Source organism: Nonomuraea sp. NPDC001831 (genome assembly GCF_042892035.1).
GTDB lineage: Bacteria > Actinomycetota > Actinomycetes > Streptosporangiales > Streptosporangiaceae > Nonomuraea.
In genome coordinates this window covers 119,724-145,128 of record NZ_JBIATU010000018.1, presented here as the reverse complement: position 1 = coordinate 145,128, position 25,405 = coordinate 119,724, and the positions used below count along the sequence as shown (strand labels likewise).

General features: G+C 67.6%; 25 protein-coding genes. 7 read left to right on the top strand and 18 right to left on the bottom strand.

Going from position 1 to position 25,405, the window contains the following annotated elements; genetic code table 11:
* Positions 1-3 precede the first annotated feature (3 nt).
* From ACFYYW_RS40430 to ACFYYW_RS40385, 10 genes are all read right to left on the bottom strand, one after another.
* On the bottom strand, positions 4-849 hold the full coding sequence (locus ACFYYW_RS40430; RefSeq protein WP_387657612.1) for an alpha/beta fold hydrolase: 846 nt from the start codon (positions 847-849) through the stop codon (positions 4-6).
* A gap of 7 nt (positions 850-856) precedes the next feature.
* Positions 857-1,579, bottom strand: a complete 723-nt coding sequence (locus ACFYYW_RS40425) for a GAF and ANTAR domain-containing protein (protein ID WP_387657609.1) — start codon at positions 1,577-1,579, stop codon at positions 857-859.
* Positions 1,580-1,680: 101 nt separating this feature from the next.
* Positions 1,681-2,679, bottom strand: a complete 999-nt coding sequence (locus tag ACFYYW_RS40420) for an adenosine deaminase (protein ID WP_387657607.1) — start codon at positions 2,677-2,679, stop codon at positions 1,681-1,683.
* Positions 2,680-2,681: 2 nt separating this feature from the next.
* Complete coding sequence (locus ACFYYW_RS40415; RefSeq protein ID WP_387657604.1) at positions 2,682-4,421, bottom strand: adenine deaminase; 1,740 nt, start codon at positions 4,419-4,421, stop codon at positions 2,682-2,684.
* The gene (locus ACFYYW_RS40410; protein ID WP_352320763.1) at positions 4,418-5,767 is read right to left on the bottom strand and encodes a cytosine permease; all 1,350 of its coding nucleotides are present in this window, start codon (positions 5,765-5,767) and stop codon (positions 4,418-4,420) included. Before ACFYYW_RS40410 ends, ACFYYW_RS40415 begins: the two co-directional genes overlap by 4 nt.
* Positions 5,768-6,055: 288 nt before the next feature.
* Entirely contained in the window at positions 6,056-6,931 is an 876-nt protein-coding gene (locus ACFYYW_RS40405) for a 1,4-dihydroxy-2-naphthoate polyprenyltransferase (RefSeq protein WP_387657600.1), read from the bottom strand.
* 12 nt (positions 6,932-6,943) lie between these two features.
* Positions 6,944-7,432, bottom strand: a complete 489-nt coding sequence (locus ACFYYW_RS40400; protein WP_352320766.1) for a GNAT family N-acetyltransferase — start codon at positions 7,430-7,432, stop codon at positions 6,944-6,946.
* Between the two features lie 164 nt (positions 7,433-7,596).
* Positions 7,597-7,749, bottom strand: a complete 153-nt coding sequence (locus tag ACFYYW_RS40395) for a CGNR zinc finger domain-containing protein (RefSeq protein ID WP_387657596.1) — start codon at positions 7,747-7,749, stop codon at positions 7,597-7,599.
* A 253-nt stretch (positions 7,750-8,002) separates the two neighbouring features.
* Positions 8,003-9,370: a PLP-dependent aminotransferase family protein gene (locus tag ACFYYW_RS40390; RefSeq protein ID WP_387657594.1), complete on the bottom strand. Its 1,368-nt coding sequence runs from the start codon at positions 9,368-9,370 to the stop codon at positions 8,003-8,005.
* Between the two features lie 165 nt (positions 9,371-9,535).
* Positions 9,536-9,823 (bottom strand): hypothetical protein, encoded by a 288-nt coding sequence (locus ACFYYW_RS40385; protein ID WP_387657591.1) that lies wholly within the window; start codon positions 9,821-9,823, stop codon positions 9,536-9,538.
* A 64-nt stretch (positions 9,824-9,887) separates the two neighbouring features.
* On the opposite strand from ACFYYW_RS40385, the gene ACFYYW_RS40380 reads away from it, so the two are divergent.
* The 3 genes from ACFYYW_RS40380 to ACFYYW_RS40370 all read left to right on the top strand — a co-directional run bounded on the left by ACFYYW_RS40380 (position 9,888) and on the right by ACFYYW_RS40370 (position 12,259).
* Positions 9,888-10,733, top strand: coding sequence for a DMT family transporter (locus tag ACFYYW_RS40380; RefSeq protein ID WP_387657588.1), 846 nt, complete (start codon positions 9,888-9,890; stop codon positions 10,731-10,733).
* A 95-nt stretch (positions 10,734-10,828) separates the two neighbouring features.
* On the top strand, positions 10,829-11,851 hold the full coding sequence (locus tag ACFYYW_RS40375) for a hypothetical protein (RefSeq protein WP_387657586.1): 1,023 nt from the start codon (positions 10,829-10,831) through the stop codon (positions 11,849-11,851).
* Between the two features lie 9 nt (positions 11,852-11,860).
* The gene (locus ACFYYW_RS40370) at positions 11,861-12,259 is read left to right on the top strand and encodes an ASCH domain-containing protein (protein WP_387657583.1); all 399 of its coding nucleotides are present in this window, start codon (positions 11,861-11,863) and stop codon (positions 12,257-12,259) included.
* A gap of 516 nt (positions 12,260-12,775) precedes the next feature.
* Here the strand turns inward: ACFYYW_RS40370 and ACFYYW_RS40365 are convergent.
* Both ACFYYW_RS40365 and ACFYYW_RS40360 read right to left on the bottom strand, forming a co-directional pair.
* Positions 12,776-13,018, bottom strand: a complete 243-nt coding sequence (locus ACFYYW_RS40365; protein ID WP_352320777.1) for a GntR family transcriptional regulator — start codon at positions 13,016-13,018, stop codon at positions 12,776-12,778.
* A 42-nt stretch (positions 13,019-13,060) separates the two neighbouring features.
* Complete coding sequence (locus ACFYYW_RS40360; RefSeq protein WP_352320779.1) at positions 13,061-13,537, bottom strand: GntR family transcriptional regulator; 477 nt, start codon at positions 13,535-13,537, stop codon at positions 13,061-13,063.
* Positions 13,538-13,647: 110 nt separating this feature from the next.
* Between ACFYYW_RS40360 and ACFYYW_RS40355 the strand changes: the two genes are divergently transcribed.
* Positions 13,648-13,947 (top strand): hypothetical protein, encoded by a 300-nt coding sequence (locus ACFYYW_RS40355; protein WP_387657579.1) that lies wholly within the window; start codon positions 13,648-13,650, stop codon positions 13,945-13,947.
* Between the two features lie 792 nt (positions 13,948-14,739).
* On the opposite strand, the gene ACFYYW_RS40350 is transcribed toward ACFYYW_RS40355, so the two are convergent.
* The 6 genes from ACFYYW_RS40350 to ACFYYW_RS40325 all read right to left on the bottom strand — a co-directional run bounded on the left by ACFYYW_RS40350 (position 14,740) and on the right by ACFYYW_RS40325 (position 21,810).
* Positions 14,740-15,051, bottom strand: a complete 312-nt coding sequence (locus ACFYYW_RS40350; protein ID WP_352320782.1) for a hypothetical protein — start codon at positions 15,049-15,051, stop codon at positions 14,740-14,742.
* Positions 15,052-16,346: 1,295 nt separating this feature from the next.
* Entirely contained in the window at positions 16,347-16,790 is a 444-nt protein-coding gene (locus ACFYYW_RS40345; protein WP_387657576.1) for a transposase, read from the bottom strand.
* Between the two features lie 682 nt (positions 16,791-17,472).
* On the bottom strand, positions 17,473-18,129 hold the full coding sequence (locus ACFYYW_RS40340; RefSeq protein ID WP_387657573.1) for a RadC family protein: 657 nt from the start codon (positions 18,127-18,129) through the stop codon (positions 17,473-17,475).
* An 806-nt stretch (positions 18,130-18,935) separates the two neighbouring features.
* The gene (locus ACFYYW_RS40335) at positions 18,936-19,682 is read right to left on the bottom strand and encodes a phosphotransferase (RefSeq protein ID WP_352320786.1); all 747 of its coding nucleotides are present in this window, start codon (positions 19,680-19,682) and stop codon (positions 18,936-18,938) included.
* A 577-nt stretch (positions 19,683-20,259) separates the two neighbouring features.
* On the bottom strand, positions 20,260-20,976 hold the full coding sequence (locus tag ACFYYW_RS40330; protein ID WP_352320788.1) for a GntR family transcriptional regulator: 717 nt from the start codon (positions 20,974-20,976) through the stop codon (positions 20,260-20,262).
* 510 nt (positions 20,977-21,486) lie between these two features.
* Positions 21,487-21,810: a hypothetical protein gene (locus ACFYYW_RS40325; protein ID WP_387657570.1), complete on the bottom strand. Its 324-nt coding sequence runs from the start codon at positions 21,808-21,810 to the stop codon at positions 21,487-21,489.
* Positions 21,811-21,983: 173 nt separating this feature from the next.
* On the opposite strand from ACFYYW_RS40325, the gene ACFYYW_RS40320 reads away from it, so the two are divergent.
* From ACFYYW_RS40320 to ACFYYW_RS40310, 3 genes are all read left to right on the top strand, one after another.
* Positions 21,984-22,430: a GNAT family N-acetyltransferase gene (locus ACFYYW_RS40320; RefSeq protein WP_387657567.1), complete on the top strand. Its 447-nt coding sequence runs from the start codon at positions 21,984-21,986 to the stop codon at positions 22,428-22,430.
* Positions 22,431-22,676: 246 nt separating this feature from the next.
* The gene (gene dapA / locus ACFYYW_RS40315; RefSeq protein WP_352320794.1) at positions 22,677-23,594 is read left to right on the top strand and encodes a 4-hydroxy-tetrahydrodipicolinate synthase; all 918 of its coding nucleotides are present in this window, start codon (positions 22,677-22,679) and stop codon (positions 23,592-23,594) included.
* Positions 23,595-23,648: 54 nt separating this feature from the next.
* Positions 23,649-25,334 carry a ribonuclease J gene (locus tag ACFYYW_RS40310; protein WP_352320796.1) on the top strand — a complete coding sequence of 562 codons (1,686 nt, stop codon included), beginning with the start codon at positions 23,649-23,651 and terminating at the stop codon, positions 25,332-25,334.
* The last annotated feature ends 71 nt before the right edge of the window (positions 25,335-25,405 follow it).

Genomic DNA, 25,405 nt, shown 5'->3' with positions numbered 1-25,405 from the left:
CCATCATGCCCTGCGCGTCAGGCCGTCTCGTCCGGCCGCCGCGTCCAGGAATCCGGACACCGCCGAGACGAACGCGGCCGGGTCGTCCACCCACGGGAAGTGCCCGGCGCCGGGCAGCGTCACCAGCGTGGCGTCGCGGAACAGGGCGGCGAAGGGCTGCGCGTGCAGGCGGCAGGGGTGGACGTCCAGGTCGCCGGTCAGCAGCAGCGCGGGCGCGTCCAGCGCGGCCAGCCCGGCCCTGACCTCCTCGGGCGTCACCGGGGACGGCGCGTAGAAGCCGTCCGCCGCGGCCTCGCCGCACTCCTCCTCGGCCCGGGCGGAATGGGCCGCGGCGCGTTCGGTCCAGGGGCCGTAGAAGAACCGGTGGCGTTGCACGCCCTCGTCGGCCAGGAACTCCGCCAGGGCGGCGGCGTACCACGGCTCGTGCGCGCGCAGCTCCAGGCCGGCCCGCCAGTCCTCCTCCGTCGGCGCGAAGCCCACGGCGACCGGCGAGGGCGCGACCAGGCACAACGACCTCAGGCGGGCCGGATGCAGCCCGGCGTACCGGACGGCCACGTTCGCGCCCGCCGAGTGGGCCAGCAGGTCCATGCGGTCCAGCCCCAGGTGCTCCCGCAGGGCCTCGACGTCCGCGGCCAGCCGGTCCCACCGGTACGTCCCGGGGTCGGCCGGGCTCGCCGAGTCGCCGGTGCCGCGGCCGTCCAGCCGGATCAGCCGCCGGGGCAGGCCGCCGAGTTCGCCCAGGTAGACGGAGGCGCGGCCCGGGCCGCCTGGCACGCACACCAGCGGCTCGCCCGTCCCGTGGACGTGGTAGGCCAGCTCGGTCCCGTCGTGGGCGAGGAAGGAGGGCATGAGGCGATTATGCCGAATGCCCCTGGTCGCCGGGCGGCGGATCCTCGAACCGCGGCCGCTGCGGCGGGCCGCCGCTCACCGACCGGACGATCGTCGCCGCGACGTGGTGCACCTTGAGGTTGCGGTCCTGGGAGACGTTGCGCAGGATCTCGAACGCCTGGTGCGCGGTGCAGCGGCGCTGCGCCATGACGATCCCGATCGCCTGGTCGATGACCGGCCGGGTGCCGAGCGCCTCCTTCAGCTGCGCGGCCACCTCCCGCGTACGGGCCGCGCCGATCGCCACGTCGAACAGCACGCCGATCGAGGCGGCGCTCACCTGCGCCGCGACGTGCGTCCGCGCGGCGAAGCCGGCCGCGCCCGCCGAGTAGAGGTTGAGCGTGCCCAGCAGCCGCCCCTGGGTGGTCAGCGGCTCGGCGTGCAGGCTGAGTATCCCGTGCGGCTGCGGGCAGAAGGACCCCCAGCGGGCGTCGCCGGCCGCCAGACCGGCCGCCGTGACCGGGCGCCCGGCCTCGATCGCGTCGAAGCTCGGCCCCCGCCCGGCCGCCGACTGCATGCCGTCGAGCACCCTGGCACGGGCGTGCGCCCACGCCGCCGACCGGATGCCGCGCTCGGTGCACAACGTCACGCTGACCAGCGGAGAGTCGGGCATCGCACGGGCGGCGACGACGACACTCCGCGCCAGTGCCCGTTCGAACTCGTCGATTCCGGCCGGAACAGCGGTCCTGTTCAACAAATCCCTCGCGCTCGGCTGCGGCTCACGCCTGCGACCAGACAGCCTGCCCCTCCAGCGGGGTTCTAAGCGGCCCCCGCCGGAGGATTTCCCGGGACCGCTCAGGCGAGGTAGGCGTCGACCTCGGCCAGGTAGGCGTCCTTCAGGTGCCGCGGCAGCCACGTGATCTCGAACGCGTTGCGCTCCAGCCGGGCCAGCTCCTCGCGGGTGAGCTGCAGCTCCTCCTGCAGCGCCACCAGGTTCTCGCCCACGTACCCGTTGAAGTACGCCGGGTCGTCGGAGTTGATCGTCACCCGGACGCCGAGCTCCATGAGCTTGCGGATGCCCTCGGCCTTCATGGAGTCGGTGACGTACCCGTTGGAGATCGGGCAGCAGGTCAGGCCGATGCCGCGGGCCAGCACCAGGTCCACCAGCCGCTGGTCCTCCAGGATGTTGACGCCGTGGTCGATCCGGTCGACGCCGATCTCCTCGATCGCCTGCCGGATGTGCTCGATCGAGTTGTCCTGGTCGACGTCGCAGTGCATGGTCAGCAGGTAGCCCTCCTGGCGGGCCCGCTCGTACACGGCGGCGAACTTGGCCGGCGGGTTGCCCTTCTCGTCGGAGTCCAGGCCGATGCCGACGATCCACTCCTTGTACGGCAGCGACTCCAGCAGCGTCGCCATCGCGTACTCGGCCTGGAAGTCGCGCAGGAAGCACATGATGAGCTGGGCCCGCACGCCGAGCTGCCGGTCGGCGTCGATCAGCGCCCGCCGCAGCCCGCGGATCACCACGTCGAACGGCACCCCGCGCGAGGTGTGCGCCTGCGGGTCGAAGAAGATCTCGGCGTAGCGCACGTTCTGCTCGGCGGCCTTGCGCAGGTAGGCCATGGCCAGGTCGTAGAAGTCGGGCTCGGTGCGCAGCACCTGCATGCCCTCGTAGTAGACCGTGAGGAAGGAGGGGAGGTCGTCGAAGGAGTAGGCGGCCCGCATCTCCTCGACCGACGAGTAGGGCAGCGCGATGCCGTTGCGCCGGGCCAGGTCGAACTTGAGCTCCGGCTCCAGCGTGCCCTCGATGTGCAGGTGCAGCTCGCACTTGGGGAGACCGGCGATGAAGTCCTTCATGATCAAACCTCCGTGAGGATGGGGTCGACGACCTCGAGCCGTACGCAGTCGACCAGCCCGAGGTCGGTGACGGCGTAGTCGGGGATCGCGGTGATCGACAGGAAGAACAGGTACATCAGCGGCGCCGGCAGCGTGCAGCCCAGCTCGCGGGCCAGATCGTCGAGCCGCTCCTCCAGCACCGCCATCTCGGCGGCCGGCAGGTCGGAGACGATGCCGCCGACCGGCAGCGGCAGCAGCGCCCGCACCTCGCCGTCCACCACCACGGCCTGGCCGCCGCCGTGCTCGGCGACGGTGTTGACGGCCAGCGCCATGTCCTCGCGGGAGGCGCCCACGCAGATGATGTTGTTGTCGTCGGGCGCCGCGCTGGTGGCGATCGCGCCGGCCCGCAGGCCCATGCCGCTGACCATGGCGACCGGCTTGTTGCCGGTCTTGCCGTAGCGCTCGACGACCGTGACGAGCAGCGCGTCCTGCTCCACGGACGGCTCCACGACGCCGTCGGTCACCGGCAGGGTCACGTCCCGCCTCCTGCGGACGAAGACCTGGTCGGTGAAGCCGAGGGTCAGCACGGTCGCCTGCTCGCCCTCGGCGCGCAGCACCAGGTCGCCGGCGGTGACCGGGGCGATCGGGAACGGCCGGACCGGGCCGCGCTCGGGGGCGGGCGTCGGCGTGACCATCCGGCCGTCGCGGGCGGCGGGCACGCCGTTCGCGATCACCTCGCGGACCCGGAAGTCCTCCAGCGAGTCGACGATCAGCACGTCCGCGAACCGGCCGGGGGACAGGCTGCCCACCAGGTGGTCGATGCGGTACATCTCCGCGCAGTTCACCGTGGCCATCTGGATCGCCGTCACCGGGTCGACCCCCGCCGCGACCGCCATCCGGACCAGCTTGTCCATGTGGCCGCCCGCCAGCACGTCGGCGGCGTGCACGTCGTCGGTGCAGAACGCCAGCCTGCGGGAGCCGGCCAGGGCCACGGCCTTGATGTTCTCGTCGAGGAAGTGGGCGACGGAGGACTCGCGGATGATGCCGTACATGCCGCGGCGCAGCTTCTCCAGCATCTCCTCGTGGGAGTAGGACTCGTGGTCGAGCCGCACCCCGGCCGCCGCCAGCCCGCTGATCCGGCGCGGGTCGGACAGCGGCGCGCAGCCGAACACCGGCAGCCGCCGCTCCCGGGCCAGGTCGAGGGCCTCCATGACGGCAGGATCGGAGTGTTCCACCATCTCCTGGACGGTCTCCCAGATCCCCACACATTCCGGCCATTCGTGGGCGATCCTGTGCTCAGCCGGACCGAACGGGTGCCCGACGGTCGACTCAGGCACGGTGTAGGGCGCCTTGGCGGGTGCACCCCACCAGATTCGCATGCCGGTCGCCGCCGACTCGTCCAGGAAACGCCGGACGCCCGGCAGCCCCTCGGCCACGAGGATCTGGTCCAGCCCCGACACCACGCTCGTCGTGCCGAACGGCACCACCAGGTCGGCGAAGCTGGTGACCGACAACTTGCTGCACTCGATGTGCAGGTGGCCGTCGATCAGGCCGGGAACCAGGTAGCCGCCCCGGGCGTCGATGACCTCGGTGTCCGGGCCGCGCTCCAGCACCGGCTCGACGGCGGCGATCCGGCCGCCCACGATGCCGATCTCGGCCGGGTACAGCTCGCCGGTCAGCACGTTGACGAGCGTGCCGTTCGTGATGATCGTGTCCGCGGGCCTGCGCCCGTACGCCACGTCCAGCAGGTCGCGGTCCATCATGCCTCCACAGTCCGTACGGCGGGCCGCGGGACGAGCAGCGCGTAGGCCGCGCCCGCCACCAGGAAGCCCGCGAAGATGCTGAAGTCGCTGCCGCCCGTCGCCTCCGACAGCGGCCCGACGAAGACGGCCGAGTTGATCCACAGGGCCGCCGCCACCATGCCCAGGACCTGCGCGATGATCGCCGGCCACCGGACCTGGCCGGGCGCCTGCTCGTCGAACAGCGCCTCGGCGTCGTAGCGTCCCCGCCTGCGCAGCCAGTCGGTGATGTAGACGCCGGCCCAGGGCGCCAGCCAGATGATCAGCAGCGCGAGGAAGTTGTTGAGCATGGTGTTGAAGCTGTTCGAGGTGACCGCCACGAACGTGATGATCACGCACAGCACGAGGTCGCCGACGACCGCCACCCAGCGCTTGACCTTGATCCCGGCCGCCTGCAGGTTCAGCCCCGAGGAGTACAGGTCGGTGGTGTTGACCGCGAACAGCGACACGATCGCCAGCAGCAGGTACGGCACCACGAACCACTGCGGCAGCGCGCCCGGCAGCCCCGAGATCGGGTCGGTGTTGTCCTTGACCACGGTCGCCACGGCCGCCCCGAGCGTCATCAGCAGCACGTACGGGACGAACCCGCCCAGGGCGGCGTACCCGAAGACCGCCTTCCTGGAGGAGCTCGCCGGCAGGTAGCGGGAGTAGTCGCCGCCCAGCGGCCCCCACGACAGCCCGCCCGCCGACATGATCATCGCGATGGCCATCGTGAACGTGGCGAAGTCCGCCGACCCGCCGCCGCCCCCGAGCTCCACCTTGGGCGCGATCAGGATCGCCATCAGGCCGAACAGCACGACGAACACCCAGGTGAAGTACTTCTGCGCCTTCATCACCGCGGCGTGCCCGATCAGCGGCAGCACCAGCTGGATCGCCGCCGCCACCAGGATGACCACGACCTTGAGCCCGAGCCCCTGGTCGCTCACCCCCGCCTGCTCCAGCAGCGACAGCGCCGCGAACGTGATGAGCACCATGCCGCCGGCCTCGAAGCCCACCATGTTGAGCCAGCCGAAGAAGCTGAGCACGCGGGCGCCCTTGGGGCCGTAGGCGGCCCTGGAGACCGCCATGGTGGAGGTGCCGGTGGCCGGGCCCTGCAGGCTCGTCAGGCCGACCAGCGGGAACGACAGCAGGTTGCCGATGACGATCGCGACGACCGCCTGCGTGAAGCTGAGCTGGAACGCCGCCACGATGGTGATGCCGTAGACGAGGGTGAAGATGCCCATCGTCGTCCCGGACCAGAGGAAAAGCAGGTCACGCGGGCGGCCGTACCTTTCGCCGGCCGAGACCAGTTCGATCCCGCGTTGTTCCATGGCCCCTCCTGAGGGTCGCTGGGTGTGTGCGCACACAGTGAACCGTAGGGGGGTGACCTGGTGAGTTATCGGGACATACGAGCGTGCTGGGGGCCAGTTGTGCCCCGCCTACAAAGTGATCGCCAAGCCGACTGCCGTACCTCGCTAGAGAGTGATCGCCAAGCCGCTTGTCGTACCCGGCCACAAGGTGATCGCCGAGCCGACCGCTGTGACCGGCTACAGGGTGATCGCCAAGCCGACCGCTGTAACTGGCTACAGGGTGATCGCCAAGCCGACCGCTGTAACTGGCTACAGGGTGATCGCCAAGCCGACCGCGAACAGCAGGCCGTACGCCATCTGCAGTTTGCCCGTCTGCTGCAGGACCGCGATCAGCGCCGGCCCGACGGCCTTGCCGAGCACGGTCCTGATCGGCGTGATCGCGAGCGGCGCGGCCAGCGCCGCGAGCGCCGCCCACGGCGTGACCGCGATCATCGCCAGCGCCACCACGAACGGCACCACCTGGCACAACACGTACAACGCCCGGGTGCGCTCGGCGCCGAGCACCACCGCCAGCGTGCGCTTGCCCGACGTGCCGTCCGTCTGGACGTCGCGCAGGTTGTTGACCACCAGCATCGAGCACGACAACAACCCCACCGGGATCGAGGCCAGGAACGCCGTCCAGCTCAGTTGCTCGGTCTGCACGTACGCGGTGCCCATCACCGGGACCACGCCGAAGAACACGAAGACCGCCAGCTCGCCCAGGCCGCGGTAGCCGTAGGGCCGCTTGCCGCCGGTGTAGAACCAGGCCGCCGCGATGCACGCGACCCCCACCAGCAGGATCCACCACGCCCGCGTCACGACCACCAGCACCAGCCCGAGCACCGCCGCGACCGCGAAGCAGCCCAGCGCCGCCGTCAGGACCTGCCGGGGCGTGGCCGCCCGCGAGCCCACGAGCCGCATCGGGCCGACGCGCTGGTCGTCGGTGCCGCGGATGCCGTCGCTGTAGTCGTTGGCGTAGTTGACGCCGATCTGCAGGGACAGCGCCACGAGCAGCGCCAGGACCGCGCGCCACCAGACGAATCCGCCGTCGCCGATCGCCACGCCCGTACCGACCATGACGGGGACTACGGCGTTGGGAAGCGTGCGCGGGCGTGCGCCCGCGATCCACTGACCGGGGGTTGCCATGCTGTCGAACCTCTAGCTGATATCCGTGGTGAGCCTGACCATGCGGATCGGACGGCCCATGTCGAGGACGCGTTCGGCCATGTCCTCGCCCCAGCCGGCCGACTCCAGGAAACCGAGCACCGCGTAGTTGTCGGCGAACACCCAGGTGACGATCTGGCGGAAGCCGTCCTCACGCAGGTAGTCGACGGTGGCGTTGAGCAGGCGGCTGCCGTGGCCGCGACGCACGAAGTCGGGGTCGACCAGCAGCGTCAGCATCTCGGCGACCCTGCCCGGATCCAGGTCGGGGTCCTCGGCGGGGGCGTGCGAGGCCAGCCCCACCACCCGCTCGCCGCCGCGCGGGGTCGTCAGCGCCGCGCTGCCGCCCGCGCCCAGCGCGGGGAAACCTTCAGTGTCGAGGATGGTCTCCACCGCGACCAGCACCCGGTGCGAGGGGCCGGGCGGGGCGACGATCGCCTCGTCCCACTGACGCAGCCACATCTTCTCGGCCGCCGGCCCCGTCATCTGCTCGAGTGGGCCTTCCGGGAGGAACTCCCGATATCCGTAGCGCCAGGCGCGGATCTGAGTATTCGCAACCTGGAGAACATCCTCGCGCCGGGCCGCCCGGACGCCTACGTCTGCCATCTCGGCCCGCTCCTTCGCCTGCCGTTCGTGCCACAAGGCACGAGTTACACCGTATCGGTGTTTGAGCCTTGGAGACGACGCGAACCCCGCTTCCCCGCCCGGTAAGCGCGTGTCTTGGTGTTGTCACCGCATACCCGCATCGAACACCATGAGCGCGAACGATTCCCGGACACGTCGACGACCACCCGCCGACACATTCCCCACTGGGCCGACGACCCACCCCAACCGCCTCCAACGGGCTTCCGCCCGCCCCCCGGCCCGCCCGCGGCCCGCCCGCCCGCCCGCCCGCTCGCCGCCCGCCGGACGCCGCTGTCCGTCGGGGCCCGCCGCCGTCTGCCGCCGCCCGTCGATCCACGCGTGTCGATCGCACCCGTCGGCTGAGGTGGCTGGGACCGGTGCGGCGGTGGTCGCGGTCGGGCGCGTCCCGGTCGTCCCTGACCGGGCGTCCGATCACCGGACCTGTGCGTCCAGCGCCTGCCCGAGCCTCCGCACCCCTTCGGCCAGGACCGTCAGGTTGGCGGCGGCCATGTGCGTCACCCTGATCCGCGGGCCCGGCGGCTCCGACGGGTAGTACATCCGCCCCGGACTCACCAGCGTCCCGTACTGCCGGGCCGTCTCGACCAGGGCGTTCTCGTCCACCTCGGCAGGCAGCCGCAGCCACAGGTGCAGGCCGCCGATCGGCAGCAGATGCACCTCAGCCCCCGGGACGTGGGCCGCCAGCGCCGCCGCGAGCGCGTCCCGCCTGGTCGCGATCTCGGCGTGCACGGCGTTCAGATGCCTGCCCCACGCCGCCGAGCCCACGAACTCCAGCGCCGTCTCCTGCAACGGCCGCGCCACGAAGAACGACTCGACGAGCTGGCTGGCCCGCAGCCGGTGCGCGGCCGGCCCACGGGCCACGACCGCCGCCACCCGCAGGCTGGGGGACAGGATCTTGGTCAGCGAGCCGACGTTGACGACCGTGCCGTGCGCGTCCATGGAGGCCAGCGACGGGGGAGCGGCGGGGGACAGGTAGCGGGCGTAGTCGTCCTCGATCACGAACGCCCCCGCCGCCCTGGCCACCTCCAGCACCTGCGCGCGCCGCTCCAGGGGCAACGTCGCGCCGGTGGGGTTGTGCAGGGTGGGCTGGCAGAAGAACACCCGCGCGCCGGTGACGGCGAACGCCTCGGCGAGCAGGTCCGGCCGCACGCCGTCGCGGTCCATCGGCACGGCGGTCGCCCGCAGCCCGGCCGCCTTGGCCGCCGCCAGCGCTCCGGGATAGGTGGGCGTCTCGACCAGCACGGGCGTCCCGGGGGCCGCCAGCGCCCTGAACGCGTGCGTCAGCGCCGCCTGGCCGCCGCTGACGATCAGCGCGTCCGCCGCCGTCACGTCGCCCCCGGCCTGACGGGCGAACCAGCCGCGCAGCTCGTGCAGGCCGGTCAACGGCGGCGTCGCCCAGACGTCCGGACGGCGCACCGCCCGCGCGGCGGCCGCCGCGAGCTGCCGGTCCGGCCTCAGCCCCGGGTTCAGGTAGCCGCCGGTCAGCGGCACCACCTCCTCGGACGGCTGCGCGAGCAGCGCCGCCACCGGCCCGTCGTCCACCACCCGGTCGCCGAGAGCGACCGTCTGCCAGGACAGGTCCAGGGGGTCCTGGCCGCGCACGACCTGCCGCGGCGCCACGAAGGCGCCGCTCCCCGGACGCGACACCACCCGCCCTTCGGCGGCGAGCTGGCTGATGGCGCGCGAGACCGTGACGGGGCTGACGTTGTGCCGCCGCATGATCTCCCGGCTGGACGGCAGCCGCCCACCAGGCCCCAGACGGGCGGCCTCTTCACGCAGCATCGCCGCAATCTGGGCGATACTGCTATCGTTGGTCATGAAGGACAAGGATAGCGCTACCGCCCAAAACGCAGTAGCACCCCCTCCCACCCCCCACCCTGCAACGCCCCCCACCACCGGCTCTCCCGCCACCGGCTCTTCTGCCACCCTCAACCAGCCGGCCGCCCCTCAACTGCCGACCACCCCTCCCAGCCCTCCCAACAGGACCGGCACCGCACCCTCCTCTCCAGCCTCTGTCCCGAAGCCCACCCCCGCGACCGGCACCGCACCCTCGACCGGCACCACCTCGTCGAACGCCGCCCCCTCGAACGGCACCGGGATCTCGAACAACACCGGAATCTCGAACGACGCCGCGCCCTCGACCGGCACCAGCTCGTTGAACACCGCCTCCTCGACCGGCACCGCCACGTCGACCGGCACCGCCACGTCGACCGGCACCGCCTCCTCGACCGGCACCCGCACGCTCCGCGACGCCCTAACAGGAACCTGCGGGACCGCCGCCCGCGCCCGGCAAGGGACGATGCTGGCCTTCCTGGGCGTCCTGGCCTTCTCCGGCAGCTTCCCCGGCACCGTCTACGCGATGCGCGGCTTCGACCCCTGGCTCGTCGCCATCGGCCGTGCCGCCGTCGCCGGCGTCATCGCCCTGGTCTGCCTCAAGGCCGCCCGCCTGCCCCTCCTCCCGCCGCGCCGACACTGGCCCTCCTACGCCGTGATCTCCCTGGGCGTGGTCTTCGGCTTCCCGGTGTTCAGCAGCCTCGCCCTGGACCTGGGCGCCAGCACCTCCCACGCCGCCGTGGTCATCGCCCTGCTCCCCGCGGCCACCGCCGCCTGCGCCGTCGTACGGGCGGGCGAACGCCCCCGCCCCCTGTTCTGGGCCGCCTGCGCCGCCGGCGCCGCCGCGATCACCGCCTTCACCCTCACCCGAGGCCAGGCCGGCGCCGCCTGGCCGGACCTGCTCCTGGTCGGCGCCCTCCTGTCAGCCGCGCTCGGCTACACCGAGGGCGGCCGCCTGACCAGGACGACCCCCGGCTGGCAGGTGATCAGCCACGCTCTCGTCCTCTCCCTCCCGCTGACCGCCCCGATCACGGCGATCCTGACCCTCACCACCCCCATCACGCCGACCGCCCCCGCCCTGGCCGGCTTCGCCTACGTGGCGCTGATCTCGATGTTCCTCGGCTTCATCCCCTGGTACGCCGGCCTGGCCAGAGGCGGCATCGCGAGGGCCGGCCAGACCCAGCTGGCGCAGCCGCTGCTGACCCTCATCTGGGCCTGGGTCCTGATGGGCGAACGTTTCGGCCCCGCCACCGTGGCGGCGGCGCTCGCCGTCCTGGCCTGCGTCGCCGTCACGCAGCGCACCCGCTCGTAGGGAAAGGCCTGGTACGACGACGTGCGCACCGGGCCGCGGCGAAGCTTGCATGGCGTGACGCCGCCACGCAGGATGGCAGGGGAGGTGTCACAACCATGGCGGACCTCACGATCCCGGAAGGCGGCTTCTGGCCCGCGCCGGAGATCCCGCAGCCCAACATCTATCCGATGGAATGGCGCGTGGAGACCGAGAAGCTCGCGGCCATCTACGAGAAGTCCAAGCGCAAACTCTGGAACCCGGCCGACCTCCCATGGGACGGCCTCAACCCGGACGACTTCACCCGCGAACAGCGCCTGGGCATCATGTACTGGTTCGCCGTCCTCGCCAATTTCGACGCCTCGGGCCCGGCCGTGTTCGCCCGCGCAACCATCCAGGCTTTCGAGAAACACGAGGAAGACCCGGTCAGGAAGTGCTTCTTCTCCATCACCCGCGACGAGATGAACCATGAGGAGTGCTGCCAGCGCACCATCGCCCGGCTGTGGCCCGGCGGCCCCCTGAACTGGACCCCCGAAGACGATCTCGAAAAGGCCGCCCACAACAACATCGGCTGGCTCTACCACAACGGCGGCCGCTACTGGAACGGCTACACCAGCGCCGTCGGAAGATACTCCCTGCCGGTCCTGTTCACGAGCTTCATGATGGGCGAGATGGCCGCGTCCACGCTGTTCAGAGGCATGGCCACGGGCACCCGGCATCCGGTCTTCGGCGAGATGTTCCAGCGCATCGGCCTCGACGAGTCCCGCCATCTGCAAATCTGCATGACCATTCTGGAAAACGAATGGCCGGGCCTCACCGACGAGACCCGCAGCCTCATCACCCGCCAGCTGCGAGCCGGTTTCGTGTTCCTCTCCATGATTCTCTGGGAGCCTCCGGAAGGTTTCTGGGAACTCCCGCCGTACTTCCTCGACAACCACCGCGTCCTGATGGACCACGCGAGGGACGCGGGCCTCGGCGTGCTCTCGTACGAGGAGCAGAAGGAGAACTGGCGCGTGGCCATGGCGAAGGTCCGCGCGATCGTCGAACGATGGGGCATCGCCTTCCCCGCCATTCCCGAACTGGACCTGGAAGGCGTCGAGGTGAACGTCATCGACCCGGAGGAGATCATCCCCGTCTTCTAGGATGCGCGTATGTGGCCCCGCATCGACGGACGCAGAGTCCTCGCCCTCGGCACCCCCGGCAAGGTACGCACCCTGCTGACCGACCTCACCCTCTCAGGCACGAAGACCGCCACCGCCGGTCTCCTGCCCCTCGACTACGAGGCGGAAGGCGAAGAGGTGGAACACGTCGGCGAACACCTGATCCTCGTGAACGACGCCGGCGAGAAGGCCGCGACCATCGAGATCACCTCAGTGGCACTGGTGCCGTTCGCCGAGGTGCCGTGGGAGTTCGCCGAGGCGGAAGGCGAAGGATTCACCTCGATCCAACACTGGCGAGAAGTCCACCAACGCTACTGGTCATCCCTGGGCCACGACGTGAACGACACCTCCACCATCGTCTGCCTCCACTACCGCCTACTCCCGGAATAACCCCCAGCCACAAAGCCCAAGCCCCCCTGAACACACCCAGCCCCCAACACCCACCCATCAGCCGCACTGCCCCTCACCCCCCGCCACGCCCTGGGGGAGTGCACCATGAACCACCTGTACACAGCCCCGACCACACCCCTCGGCCAAGCAATCCGCCCGTAGCCAAGCATCCGCCCGTAGCCAAGCATCCGCCTGTAGGCCAAGCATCCGCCTGTAGGCCAAGCATCCGCTCCGGGCCAAGCTTCTACACCTGGGCCAAGCACCCTCTCCCCGCCGAGCATCCACCTCCCGCCAGGCACGCATTCATAGGCCCCCAGACAAGAGCCACACCGCAAAAACGAGCCGACTCGCACCGCCGTCACTCCCGCACCGACGCCCTCAGCGAACCGCCCCACCAGGCTCCCGCGTACTCCCGCCTCTGTCGTCCCCTGTGCTGTCGTCCCCTGTGCTGTCGTCCCCTGTGCTGTCGTCCCCTGTGCTGTCGTCCCCTGTGCTGTCGTCCCCTGTGCTGTCGTCCTACACCCCATCCGCGGCGGCCCCGACGAACGTCCCCTTCCCCTTCACCGTGTGCACGAGCTGCCGCCGACGCAGTTCCCGCACCACGTTCCGGACGGTTGACCGCGCCACGTCGAACTCGGCCTCCATGGCCAGCTCGCTCATCACCGCCTCACCGGCCAGCAGCTCACCTCTCAGAATCTGACCCTCGATCATCTCGGCAATCTGCACATAGATCGGCACGGGGCCGTCTCGGTCGAGCATGCTCATACCTTAGACGTCTGGATACAAGCAGATGAGTGAATCTCAATCCTGGGGCCACGACTCTTCGGGCGACACGTAACTCCCACGCTGCGGCACGGTGTAGATCCACCCCTGCTCCCGCAACAACGCCATGGCCCGCCGCACCGTCTCACGCGCCACGTCGTACTGCTGCACCAACGCCGTCTCGCCCGGAATCGCCCGCTTGGGCTGGAAGTGCCCCGCCCTGATCTGCTTGGCCACATCGGCAGCGATCTGCCGATAGAGCGGCACTTTCCGCTGCTTACGCGGCGCTTCATCAGGTGCACCGACGAACGTTCCCTCGCCCTGGACCGTGTAGATGAGCCCTTCCTCGCGCAACACGTGGATGGCCCGGCGGGCCGTCGTCCGCGCGACCCCGAACTCGTGCTGAATGTCCGCCTCGCTCGGCACGGGATGCCCGGACGCGAGCCCCTCGACCCGCCGCCGAAGGATCTCCGCGATCTGTACGTAGATATGGGTGTCGCCGTCGTAGTCCAGCACACCGGCAACATAGACGAAGGTGTACGAGCCCTCCCATATCCTCCTGCCTGCTCAGACAGAGTCATCTTTCTGAATAGACGAGCGGATACAACCAGACGTATTCTCCGACCATGACCGTCCTCCCCCTGGACTACGAACACTGCATCGGCATCCACCTCCCCGAACCCTGTCCAGACCGCACAGTCATCCACTGGTATCCCACGTACTCCCCCTACGAACGCGTACGGGTCCGGGCATATACCTGCCACTGCGCGCCCCTGATCTACGAGCTCTGCCAGATCGGCGGGCAGCGCTTCATCCGCCGAACCCGCAAGAACGGCAGGACCCCGATCCGGGAGGAGACCTTCCGAGGCTCCACGCTCAGGACCCAGCTGCTCTGGGACAGTCTGCTGACCGGCAACGCCCGATAACCCGGGCACCTTCCAGACCAGTACTCAACTTCGGCTCATCTTTTTTGGCCCTGGAGGACCTCGGCCCCTGAGCCGCTACCTGCAGCAGCACGACCCCCCGCATTGTCTGCCCGCCTGAGGCAACCCATCGGGAGAGCCTGACAGAACCAGCCCTCTCGTCGAACGCACCCCTCAAGCTCCCGTGCAGCTCAAACGCGGCGCTGCGGCCCCGCGTAGGCCCGCTTCTGGAGACCTCTTCGTCTCGCGACACGAACACTCTCTACATACGTGCGGTCGTCCGAGTGGCCGGCCGCGCCAGCCCGCCACGATGGCAACACCGCCACAAAGCTCGCAGATCTCGCACCAGAGGCTTCTCGAGATCCCTTGCCCTCTGGATATAGTCATGCGCCATCCTGGGCAACGCTCGACAGCCCCGGCCGCCGTACTGCAATTTCGCCAACAAGCAGTCACTCAAGCCCGATTTCCCTGACTATGAGGGACACATTGGCATTCCGTCCGAAGCTAGGCCAGAAAGAGAAAAGTAGGAGCCACAGTTCCGAAACGGCCTTGCATGCCATCTCGAAGGCGGCACACTGTTCCTCGCGGCCATCACGTTGGCTCCTTCGTTCTCGGACAAGGCCCTAGAAGGAGTACGGGATGGCCGTCACCATTTCCCGATACCGTCCCCACTCCTGGCCGATCCGCTCAAACCAGCCCTGAAACCGGCCTCCAGCATCATCGCCATCAAACCTCGGATCGGTCGAGCAGCCTCATTCAAGAGCCCCCAACCCGAACCGGGGGCTCAAATGCCACTCAGGCATCATCTTTCGCCAACAGGCGATCCAATCTGAGCCCGAGATCATCGAGCTGGAACCGTAGCCCTTCCAACATCGTCAACGTCTCCTCCAGGCTGGCCTTGCAGCTCTCGTCTATCCGTTCCCGAAGGCGCGCGATCTCGAAGTTGAGGATCTCAAAGTCCCGCCCGACCCCTGAGCGAACCTCGACGATCTCCGCCCTCGCCGTAGCCAGCCCGGCCAACACCGCATCACGGCCACCCGTACACGAGCGAGCCTCCAGCGCCTGCAGACGGAGTTGTAGATCGAGGATCTCCACCTCAACGTTCACGAACCCCCACCCCTTACCAGTGGACGACGAGGGAACCCGCCCACAGCGGCCGGCCCCACTTGCTGCGAGCACATATTGGCAAGACGCCCCTGCCTGAAGCGATCCCCGCCAAGCCACCCGGAGTGGTTTTCTTCCTCCGGCGTCCCACGCTTTTCCTGTGAACGTCCACATCCGCCCGTCTTGTCGGAGGAAATAACCCCACCTAGGCGAGGAGGATCAATCCGCCGCCCCCAGCAATGGACCGCCCGCCAGACCGGAGCGCCTAAACAGCCAGCCAGATCGAAGATATGTCATCGATCAGTCTCACTCGCTCGGATGTGCAAGCACGCATAAATACGGTGTAGCGCTGTCATGTCCTCTCATGCCGACCAGGTGCGCCGGAGTTAGGTAATCCTCGGCCGATATCCTGAGATGAGGGGCAACCTCCTGAAACAGGTACCGCAGAATTAGCTGAACTCGTGGGTGTCACACATCCTGCTGACTGGCCCACCGCCCGACGTACAGGGGAGCCGTTCGTAATAGGCGGCGGGCCGGCGACCGAAGCTCAGTCTCGTCCGAACTACCACACACGGCACTCGTGATCACCATCCTTCACACAGAGTGGCCCTGGACCAACGACGTCACGAGACCTCCCGTTACCTCGTCGAACGCGGCCGCCTGTGCCGCTTGCCGCCCAACGTCCCGGCCGCGGGGCGCAGGCAGCCACCGCATTCGCCGCGCTTCTTAAGCGCATTGACGTGACCTGTCGCCAGCCGAACAAGCTCGCTGGCCCGCCTCAGTGATCCTCCGACCGCACAGGGTGATACGTCTAAAGGGCAATGCTCACGATGCTGACTGCCTCCCGACGTCAAGGCCTGACACTCGGGTCCTCGCCGCCGATCCCCGGCGACACCGCGAGAAGCCCAACGACGTCGGCAGCCCCACCTCAACGGCAACAGCAGCGTTCAAGCGGTCACCCAGGGCGCCGGTCGTCACCTTGGCGACATCAGGCGCCCGCTACAGCCGATACATCCACCGCACAAACGAGATCCTTCGGCCTGATCCCCGCCCTTGGCCGCAGAGTGACCTGCAACGGACAACCCCTGGAAGAGCCTCACCTGTCGTCCAGCAATGTGGCGAGTAGGCGATGATCAGCCTGACGCTTGATCCTTGCCCGTGGGCCTGTTGGACCCCATGCGATGCGCTACACCGCGTCTCCCGCCGCCCATCGATCACAAACAGGCCGATCAAGGTCGGGCTGGCAGGCGCCCTGCCCAAACAACGAACAGGCGCCTGCCAGCACCAGCGCCCTCACTTCAACCTTTACGCTTCCCCATCTTGATCACCTCGGTCAGCCGGAGCTCGAGGCTCGCCAGCACCGGATCTCTCTGCTGTACCGCTCCGGACCCCGCCTCGCGACCAGCTGCAACCGACGGCCCGATGTCGTAAGTCATGACAGCGCCAGGATGCACCACAACATCGCCGTTCATGTGCCTGCCGATGCCTTGTGCGGCCTGTACATCTCTGAGCAGACGCCCCCAGGTTCCGTCCGCCGCCCAGCGGCGCTGCCGTTTGTAGACCGTGATCCAGCATCCGAACCGATCCGGGAGGCTCCGCCAAGGCGACCCGGTGCGCGCTTGATAGAGCACCCCGTTGATCAGCATTCGCTGGTCTCCGCGCCGCCGGCGTCCAGCGTCGCCGTCAGGCAGCAACGGCGCCAGCCGTTCCCACTCCGCATTCGTCAGGTCCGTATGGCGCATTTATCCCATCCTCGACTGCTTTCTACTCTCAGCCTCGTCACAAAGGACAATAAGGACGGCCATCGCAAGTCTCCTTCGAATAGCAACGATTCAAGGGGTGAAGGAGGCTTGCAATGGCCGCAGGAACAAGTGTGCCTTCTTCGTCATGGTCAGCGCAGCAGATCGGCAAGGATTGGCCAAAATTTTCGAGCAACCGTGACGAGGGCGTAGACCATCACCGGCTGTTCCTCATGACTACCGTCTCGCTGCAACAGTAATCTGTCACATGAACAGCCACATCCTAGAGACAATGGACAATCCGGCCCAATGTCTCCTGGAATAGCTGAGCGTGAGCCTCGGACATGTGACTTGCCTCAGCGCCGCCGCATCACGCTTCCTTGGCGGGCGGATACAGTTGTGGGCTTCCGTCTGCTGCCGGCCGTCGAGACGACTCAGAGGCCGCGGTCCGTTCTTGCTGTCGGTCCCTTGCCCCACGAACTAAAGCGTGGTCCCGCGCATCCCGGAGAGGACGGGACCACGCTTGGACGAGTCTGTTGGCCGGCCGACGTCCATTACGGCCTCAACTCGTGTCATTAGGCTCTCATGACCGCCTCATGCGCTTCTCCTGTTCGACGCTATCGGAAGATGGTTCCTTTTGGGCCCCCGCGTTCGCCCGTCCGTCGCGGTCGTGGATGAAGATGATTCACATGGAGATCCGCCTCCACGCCGCATCCGTGATGATGAGATGGTCGAGGAGACGCAGCCCCACTGTCCGGGCGGCCTCGGCAAGGCGGGCCGTGACTTCCAGATCGGCCTCGCTGGGGTCGAGAGAGCCTCCAGGGTGATTGTGGGCAACGCCGAACATGGCGCCACCGGTGGTGAGCACAAGGGAGATCGTCTCCCGCACGGGCACCGTCGTGTGATCGGCGCCGCCCTCCGTCAACACCGAACGTTTCAGCACGCCGCCCCGCGTATCGCAAACCACCACGACGAAGCGTTCGTGCCCGAGGCCACGCAGTAAGGGGGCACAGACCTCCGCCAGGTCAGATGTGCTGGCGATGCGCATCCGCGCAGGTTCCGACGCCGCACGCCGTACGAGATGAAAGGCCGCCGCCACGCGCGCGGCCTTGGCCGGCCCTATGCCTCGCAGTGTGAGCAGCCGGTGCGGATCGGCGCGCCCGAGCGCATCGAGATCGCCGCAGTGTTCGATGACTTGACTGGCCAGGTCCAGCGCGCTTGCCCCGCGAAAACCGGAGCCGAGCAGAACGGCCAGGAGCTCCCGGTCGGCAAGCACCGCCGCGCCGCTCGACATGAGCCTTTCTCGCGGCCGATCGCGCTCGTACAGATCTTTGACTCGCATTCGCAACCTCCGCACCCGTTCTATCAACGAGGACCGACAATCTCAGCCCCCGAATTCCAGTCCGATAAAGGATGCAGTGCGCGGATATATCGCGCTTGAGTTACGTCGATGGTAACCCTGTGCCGCGAACGCGAGGAATTACCACCTTCGCAATGCCGTGGCGCGTATCAAACCCAGTCAGTGATGATCTCGCGCAGCGAGATCGGAGGGATGTTCTCGGGTCTCCATATGGTCGCCGACCGGAACGCGCGATTTGCCAGCTTTGATGTGGGCCCCGTTGCTGGTGGTGATTTGACGAAGCCTTGCCCGGGTCGCCTGACAATGCCGTCTACGATTCCACGGCAAGCTTTCGACCGCTCTTGTTCGCCCGAAAGAGTCACAGTATTATCGGACATTCGCTGCCATAAAATAAAAATCGGATAGTCCTGGATCGATGCTTTTTCGTGACCGCGCATGTGGTTCCGGAAGCTGTTCTGATGGCTCCGCTGGAGACTCACTCCCCAAAGCGGTGACTGTCGCGCTAATTCCGACTGGGGACCGCGCAGCTCACTAGCATCGATTCGGAGATTGCATCGAGTGCGAGCCATACCAACCACCCCGAGGCTTCACCCTGGGCATATCTCCGACCCCCGCTGTCGGCAGCTGGGCGTATCGTCGACACGAGTCGTGCTTCGGTGGTCCGAGGCCGTCGACCGCCTGCTCGCGGTCTTCGAGGCCATTACGTCGTTGGTCGGGAAGACGACGCCTTGCAGATGCGCCTCGCTCGACGCGGCGGAACGGCGCTCCTGGCCGTCAGTTCATCCCTCTCACATCCGGGCCTTCAACGCGTCGACCTCGCAGCCTGGCGCAAACGGGTCGAAGCCGTGCTCGATGAGCCATCTGATCGCCAGCAAGCTTCGCGAGGACCACCACCCGCGGATCACGTCGAGGTCGACGTCGGCCCCATAGCCGGCGATCAGATCGTCCAGGCGCTCCTCGTGTCCGAGCGTCAAGATGGCGAGGTCGAACAGCGCATCACCCTGGCCCGCCTCGGACCAGTCGATCACGCCGGTGACCTCGTCACCGTCGACGAACACGTGCGTGATCTGTAGGTCGCCGTGCGTGAACACCGGTTTCCATGGCCGGAGCGCAGCCGCGGCAACCTCGCGATTGCGCGCGACCAGGTCGGTCGGAAGGACGCCATTCGTGACGAGCCACTCGCATTCGGCGTCGAGACGCGATGTGACCTCGTCCAGGCTCTGACCAGGCCATGGTGGCAGGGGCGCGTCATGGAGCCTCCGCACGGCGGCACCCACTGCGGCCCAGGCCGCCGGCGACGCGACAGACGGCTCGCCCAGACGTCCGAGTGCGGTCCCTGGAACAGTGGCGAGCGCGAGCACGGGCGGTTTGCGCCACAAAACCTCCGGCGTCGGGATCGGCGCCATGGCCATTGCTTCGACCTCGACGTCAGTGCGCGCCTGATCGGCGTCGATCTTGAGAAACACGTCGCCGGCACGCAGCGTCGCGCGCTCGTTATGCGCGACGACGACCTCGATCTGCTCCACGTCGGTCATTATCGCGAGGATGACTACCGACGTCGCCAGGTTATTCGCCTGCGGTTGGGCGGCTGATCACGTCCTACTGCCGGCGGCTGGGCAGGACACTGACCACTGACGGATCAAGCGGCGAGGCGCCCCACGCCCGCAGGCGCAAGTCGCCATCAACGACGGGATGGCTCAGCTTGATCTACGAACGGTGAAGCCTGTGCAGCTTGCATGGACCTCCGCCGCCAGGACTGATTGGAGGTAAGCAGCATCCGCACCTCAGGTTGCAACGGGCCCTGACAAGCTCTGACGCGAATCCTTATACCGAGGCCGAAGGTGGAGTTGCAGCCGGAAGAGGATTCGTTGTGAGGCGACCGAGTACCAGAACATCCCCTTTGGGGCCTCCGGCGCGTTGTTCCCCGTGTGGAGCTCCGCGAGGGCGATGGGGCAGGGCGACTCTTACCACGCCCTCCGGACAATCAGTAGGCGCAAAGCGATCCGGCCTGTGGTCCTTCGGTTCCTCAGGCGTCGCTTCCCGTGCGGCCTTCAGGTGGATGCGTGAGGCTCCAGGCGGCAAGGAGCGGCGCCACCCGGAGCCCGGAACCGGTCAGACGGGCATGCTGTACATCACTCTGAAGCGATCGCCCGGAATGACGATGTCGCTCGTTTCGACAGGACGTTCGCCGGCCCAGTGCGTACGCTCCACATGCAGAACGTGAACCCCGGCCGCCAGATCGAGCGCATCGCTCTCGGCCGGTTGAGGCACCCGGGTGTGGATGCTCTCGACGACCTCAGTGATCTTTATGCCGTGCGCGTACATTCTCGCGACCAAGCTACGGCGTTCCTCCTCGGTGTGGGCGACGAACGCCATCGGCTCGTAAGCGGTGACAAGCTGAATCGGCTTGCCGTCTCCCCGAAAGACGTAGTGCGTTCTGGTCAGCGTGGAATGTTCGTCGATGCGTAGACGTCTGGCGATGTCGGGGCTGGCGTCGGCCGGTTCGCTGTGCCAATCCCACGTCACGCGCCTGCCTTGGGACTGCAGGTCGGAGGCGAACGGCGCGGGGTGGTCCAGGAAGCGCCATCGATGCAAGGGCGTCAAATTGGGACGATCCCTGACGTAATGACCTGAACCGACACGGCCGATGATGAGACCCTCGCCCGCGAGGACGCGTAGAGCGTGACGGGCGGCGGTCTCGCCGACCTGGTACTTACGGGTCAGTTGCGCCCGTGAGGGAATGGGCGCGCCTGGGGGGAGGGTGCCGTCGAGGATCTGCCGCCGGATGTCTTCGACGACACGCAGGTAGACCGGATCTGAGGTGGCCACTAGTCCATCCCTGGGGGTTCGTGTGAGGCGTTGCCCCATGTTGCCGTATTCGACAGGTAACCGACCGTCATCGATGACTGCTGGAGCCCCAACTTTGCGATGGCGAAAAATTATCGGAGAAACCCTGTAACGCTGATGTAAGGGACACCGATTCTCCGGTAGAGGTCGTCGATGTGTGTACCCCCGAGCACATATCGGCGACCTCTTCCATGCGCGCCCTCAGGTGCGGCCGTTGACGCATGCTCCCGCAGCTCATTCAGTACGTCGAGCTCAAGTTCCTGTCTTTTCATGGCATGTCCCCATCACCTCGCCGGAGGGACGGTTGGGGATGCACGGCAGCGGAGTTCTGAGAGAAGAACCCTGTCAGATGGGAACGGAACAGCACCAAGCTGCTCTGTCCTTGCCGGGCGCCCGCGTGACGGCCACAGCCGCGCGTGCCCGCGAACGCGGAGAGTGATGGGCCGACCGGGCACACGTGATCAGCTACGGCAGGCGTCCCAGCTGCGGTGCTCAAGGGGGCGAGGCAGCAGCCGAGGGCAGTGCCACCTCCCGCAGGGGCGCGGTACCCGCAGGGCAGTCAGCACCGGCCGCCGGCACCCGCAGCGCCATCAACACCCGGAAGGTCAACACCCGGAAGGTCAACAACACCGGCAAGGTCTCCAGCAGCACACGCAGGGCCATCAGCGCCTGTAGAGCCATCAGTGCCGACAGGAGCCGTCGGTCGGCGGATTCACCACGGGTCAGTGCTCTCGCCGAGGGGTTGTGCGGCGGTGCAGCGTCGGAGTGCCCCTCTAGGTTGATGGCTGACGACAGCGGCTGGACTTCGTGGCACATACCCCTGGATGTGGCCGGCACCAGGAAGAGTGGTCCTCTGATATCCCAAAGAAGTGGCTGTGTCGTAGAGGCCACCTTCTCCTTAGGTTGTGAGATTCCGTCTTCGTCTTAGTTGCTGGCGCCGTCCATCCTGTGGGCCCGGCTGTCTGAGGCCGTGCTTGTAAGGAGACCATGTGATCAGCATCGGCAAGCTCATGCCGTCCGACCGGGATGTGTGGGAGAGCTTGTTCCGGGCGTACATCGACTTCTACCAGCGAGTCGAGCCCGACGAGATGTATGCACGAGCCTGGCAGGAGTTCCAGGCAGACACCCGGCTGCACGCCTTCGGCGCGAGACTGGACGGGCGGCTCGTCGGCATCACCCACTTCTTGGTCCATGCCAGCACCTCGGCCCCTGACGCGGACGTCTGCTATCTCCAGGATCTGTTCACCGCTCCTGATGTCCGGGGCAAGGGAGTGGGACGCAAGCTGATCGAGGCTGTCGCGGACTGGGCTCGGGATGGCGGCTGCTCCCGTGTCTACTGGAACACTCACGAATCGAACAGCACCGCGCGCCGTCTCTATGACAAGGTGGCCGAGAACCGAGGTTTCATCAGGTACCAGATCGAACTGTCCCGGTAGGGGGCGCCGTGGGGCTGATCTTTGCTCTTCGGACCCGTCCGGGGATAGGCGGGTGTGGGCGGAGATGAGGGGAGCTCGGCTGTCGGCGAGGTGATCGCGAGCGAAGTAGATCGGGTTACCCCATGCGGTTATCCTTGTCACCTTGCTCCTCCGAATGCCTGCGAATGAGGGCAAATGGCTCCGTCGGGCTGGCAAAGCGGGGTGGCGACGTCCAACGTTTTTCCGAATCCAGGTAGCGTTCGCACTATGGCATCGCCAACTGGAACCGCCGAAGCGCCCTTCGGTCGCATGCTGACCGCGATGGTCACGCCGTTCACCTCTGACGGCGACGTCGACTACGAAGGCGTACGACGCCTGGCCACCTACCTGGTGGACGAGCAGCGCAACGATGGCCTGATCGTCAATGGGACGACAGGCGAGTCGCCCACGACCTCGGACGATGAGAAGCGACGGATCGTCAGCGCCGTCCTGGAGGCCGTTGGCGACCGCGCCGCCGTAGTGGCGGGAGTGGGGACGAACGACACACGCCACACCGTCAAGCTCGCGAAGCAGGCGGCGGAGGTGGGCGCCCACGGGCTGCTGGTGGTGACTCCCTACTACAACAAGCCCCCGCAAGAGGGGCTCTACCAGCACTTCACCCTCGTGGCCGACGCCACCGAACTCCCGGTGATGCTCTACGACATCCCCGGGCGCAGTGGCGTGCCGATCAAGACCGAGACGTTGATCCGTCTGGCGCAGCACGACCGCATCGTGGCCGTGAAGGACGCCAAGGGCGACCTCTTCGCTGCCAGCCAGGTCATGACGGCGACCGATCTTGTGTTCTACTCCGGCGACGACCTGCTCAACCTCGCCTGGCTGTCCCTCGGCGCCGCAGGGTTCGTCAGTGTCGTCGGACATGTCGTGGGCTCCGAACTGGCTCGCATGATCGAGTTGCACAAGAGCGGTGACGTGAAGCAGGCGCTGGAGGTACACGGCCAGGTGGCTCCTGTAGTGGACGGGATCATGCTGAAGGCCGGTGGCGCGATCATGGCAAAGGCGGCGCTGAGCTTGGTGGGTATGCCGGTGGGACCGGTACGTCTGCCGCTCGTGGCCGCGACCGAGAAGCAAATCGCCGAGCTGCGTGCTTGCCTGGTAGCCGGCGGGGTGAAGTTGACAGACGCATAGGAACGGGGAGGAACCGGGAGTTTTGAGAACACGATTTGACCATGGGGGCCGGGCATGAGCCATCCGCATCCTGAGCTTGGCCCCCCGCCGGAGCTGCCTTACGGCGGCCTGCGCATCGTCGCGCTCGGCGGGTTGGGGGAGATCGGCAGAAACATGGCCGTCTTCGAATACGACGGCCGGCTGCTGATCGTCGACTGCGGGGTATTGTTCCCTGAGCCCGATCAGCCGGGCGTCGACCTGATCCTGCCCGACTTCGAATACATCAGGGACAGGCTCGACGACATCGAAGCCGTCGTGCTGACCCACGCCCACGAGGACCACATCGGGGCGGTGCCTTACCTTCTGCGCGAGCGGCGCAACATTCCGCTCATCGGATCCAAGCTCACCTTGGCCCTGATCGAGGCCAAACTGACGGAGCACCGGATCCAGCCGACCAAGGTCGAGGTCGTCGAGGGCGAACGGCACATCTTCGGGCCCTTCGACTGCGAGTTCCTCGCGGTGAACCACTCGATTCCCGACGCGCTGGCCGTGGCGATCAGGACGCCCGCCGGCATCGTCCTGCACACCGGCGACTTCCGCATGGACCAGTTGCCGAGCGACGGCCGGCTCACCGACCTCGGCGGCTTCGCCAGGCTCGGCACCGAGGGCGTCGACCTGTTGATGTCGGACTCCACCAACGCCGAGGTGCCGGGCTTCGTCACCAGTGAGCGGGAGATCGGGCCGGTCATCGACGAGGTGATCCGCACCTCGGAGCAGCGCGTGATCGTGGCGAGCTTCGCCTCGCACGTGCACCGCATCCAGCAGGTGATGGATGCCGCGGCCAGGCACGGCCGCAAGGTCGCCCTGGTGGGCCGATCGATGGTCCGGAACATGGGGGTGGCTCGTGATCTGGGCTACCTCAAGGTGCCGCCGGAGTTGATCGTCGACTCGCGCGACATCGAGCAGTGGCCGCCGGAGGACGTGGTGCTGGTCTGCACCGGCTCCCAGGGAGAGCCCATGGCGGCGCTGTCGCGGATGGCCAATCGCGATCATCCGATCCGCATCGCCGAGGGTGACACCGTGTTGCTGGCGTCGTCGCTGGTGCCGGGGAACGAGACCGCGGTCAACAAGGTGATCAACGGGCTCACCAGATGGGGCGCTCGTGTCGTGCACAAGGGCAACGCCAAGGTGCACGTCTCCGGCCACGCTGCCGCAGGCGAGCTCCTCTATGTGCTCAACCTGACTCGCCCCTCGAACTTCATGCCGGTTCACGGCGAATGGCGGCACCTGCGGGCGCACGCCAAGCTCGCTGCGCTCACCGGTGTTCCCGACGACCACATCGTGATCGCCGAGGACGGCGTCGTCGTGGACCTGGTCGACGGCAGAGCGAAGATCGTGGGAGCGGTTCACGCCGGGTACGTCTATGTCGACGGCACCTCGGTGGGCGAGATCACCGACACCTCGCTGAAGGACCGCAGGATTCTCGGCGACGAAGGATTCATCTCGGTGGTCGTCGTGGTCGACTCCGCCACCGGCAAGCTCACTGCCGGCCCCGAGATCCACGCACGAGGCTCCGGTATCGATCCGGCGCAGTTCGAGGAGTTCATTCCGCAGATCGAAAGAGCTCTTCAGGACAAGGCCGCGGATGGCGTGGTCGACATGCAGGAGATCCGCCGGGTCGTGCGTCGCACGGTCGGCCGTTGGGTCAGCGACACTTACCGTCGCCGACCCATGATCATTCCCGTCGTGCTCGAAGTCTGAGCCGCTGAGCGGTACGGCAGGCGCCTGAGCCTGCCGTACCCACGGTTGCCGAACGAGACGGCAGAGGATGT

What these genes read in the sequence shown, in the direction of transcription:
- ACFYYW_RS40340 (WP_387657573.1), bottom strand. Translation starts at nt 18,129, where the DNA reads ATGCGAGTCAAAGATCTGTACGAGCGCGATCGGCCGCGAGAAAGGCTC.
- ACFYYW_RS40415 (WP_387657604.1), bottom strand. Translation starts at nt 4,421, where the DNA reads ATGATGGACCGCGACCTGCTGGACGTGGCGTACGGGCGCAGGCCCGCG.
- ACFYYW_RS40420 (WP_387657607.1), bottom strand. Translation starts at nt 2,679, where the DNA reads ATGAAGGACTTCATCGCCGGTCTCCCCAAGTGCGAGCTGCACCTGCAC.
- ACFYYW_RS40410 (WP_352320763.1), bottom strand. Translation starts at nt 5,767, where the DNA reads ATGGAACAACGCGGGATCGAACTGGTCTCGGCCGGCGAAAGGTACGGC.
- ACFYYW_RS40405 (WP_387657600.1), bottom strand. Translation starts at nt 6,931, where the DNA reads ATGGCAACCCCCGGTCAGTGGATCGCGGGCGCACGCCCGCGCACGCTT.
- ACFYYW_RS40430 (WP_387657612.1), bottom strand. Translation starts at nt 849, where the DNA reads ATGCCCTCCTTCCTCGCCCACGACGGGACCGAGCTGGCCTACCACGTC.
- dapA (WP_352320794.1), top strand. Translation starts at nt 22,677, where the DNA reads ATGGCATCGCCAACTGGAACCGCCGAAGCGCCCTTCGGTCGCATGCTG.
- ACFYYW_RS40335 (WP_352320786.1), bottom strand. Translation starts at nt 19,682, where the DNA reads ATGACCGACGTGGAGCAGATCGAGGTCGTCGTCGCGCATAACGAGCGC.
- ACFYYW_RS40400 (WP_352320766.1), bottom strand. Translation starts at nt 7,432, where the DNA reads ATGACGGGGCCGGCGGCCGAGAAGATGTGGCTGCGTCAGTGGGACGAG.
- ACFYYW_RS40390 (WP_387657594.1), bottom strand. Translation starts at nt 9,370, where the DNA reads ATGCTGCGTGAAGAGGCCGCCCGTCTGGGGCCTGGTGGGCGGCTGCCG.
- ACFYYW_RS40375 (WP_387657586.1), top strand. Translation starts at nt 10,829, where the DNA reads ATGGCGGACCTCACGATCCCGGAAGGCGGCTTCTGGCCCGCGCCGGAG.
- ACFYYW_RS40395 (WP_387657596.1), bottom strand. Translation starts at nt 7,749, where the DNA reads ATGTGTCGGCGGGTGGTCGTCGACGTGTCCGGGAATCGTTCGCGCTCA.
- ACFYYW_RS40370 (WP_387657583.1), top strand. Translation starts at nt 11,861, where the DNA reads ATGTGGCCCCGCATCGACGGACGCAGAGTCCTCGCCCTCGGCACCCCC.
- ACFYYW_RS40355 (WP_387657579.1), top strand. Translation starts at nt 13,648, where the DNA reads ATGACCGTCCTCCCCCTGGACTACGAACACTGCATCGGCATCCACCTC.
- ACFYYW_RS40345 (WP_387657576.1), bottom strand. Translation starts at nt 16,790, where the DNA reads ATGCGCCATACGGACCTGACGAATGCGGAGTGGGAACGGCTGGCGCCG.
- ACFYYW_RS40365 (WP_352320777.1), bottom strand. Translation starts at nt 13,018, where the DNA reads ATGCTCGACCGAGACGGCCCCGTGCCGATCTATGTGCAGATTGCCGAG.
- ACFYYW_RS40310 (WP_352320796.1), top strand. Translation starts at nt 23,649, where the DNA reads ATGAGCCATCCGCATCCTGAGCTTGGCCCCCCGCCGGAGCTGCCTTAC.
- ACFYYW_RS40380 (WP_387657588.1), top strand. Translation starts at nt 9,888, where the DNA reads ATGCTGGCCTTCCTGGGCGTCCTGGCCTTCTCCGGCAGCTTCCCCGGC.
- ACFYYW_RS40325 (WP_387657570.1), bottom strand. Translation starts at nt 21,810, where the DNA reads ATGTGCCACGAAGTCCAGCCGCTGTCGTCAGCCATCAACCTAGAGGGG.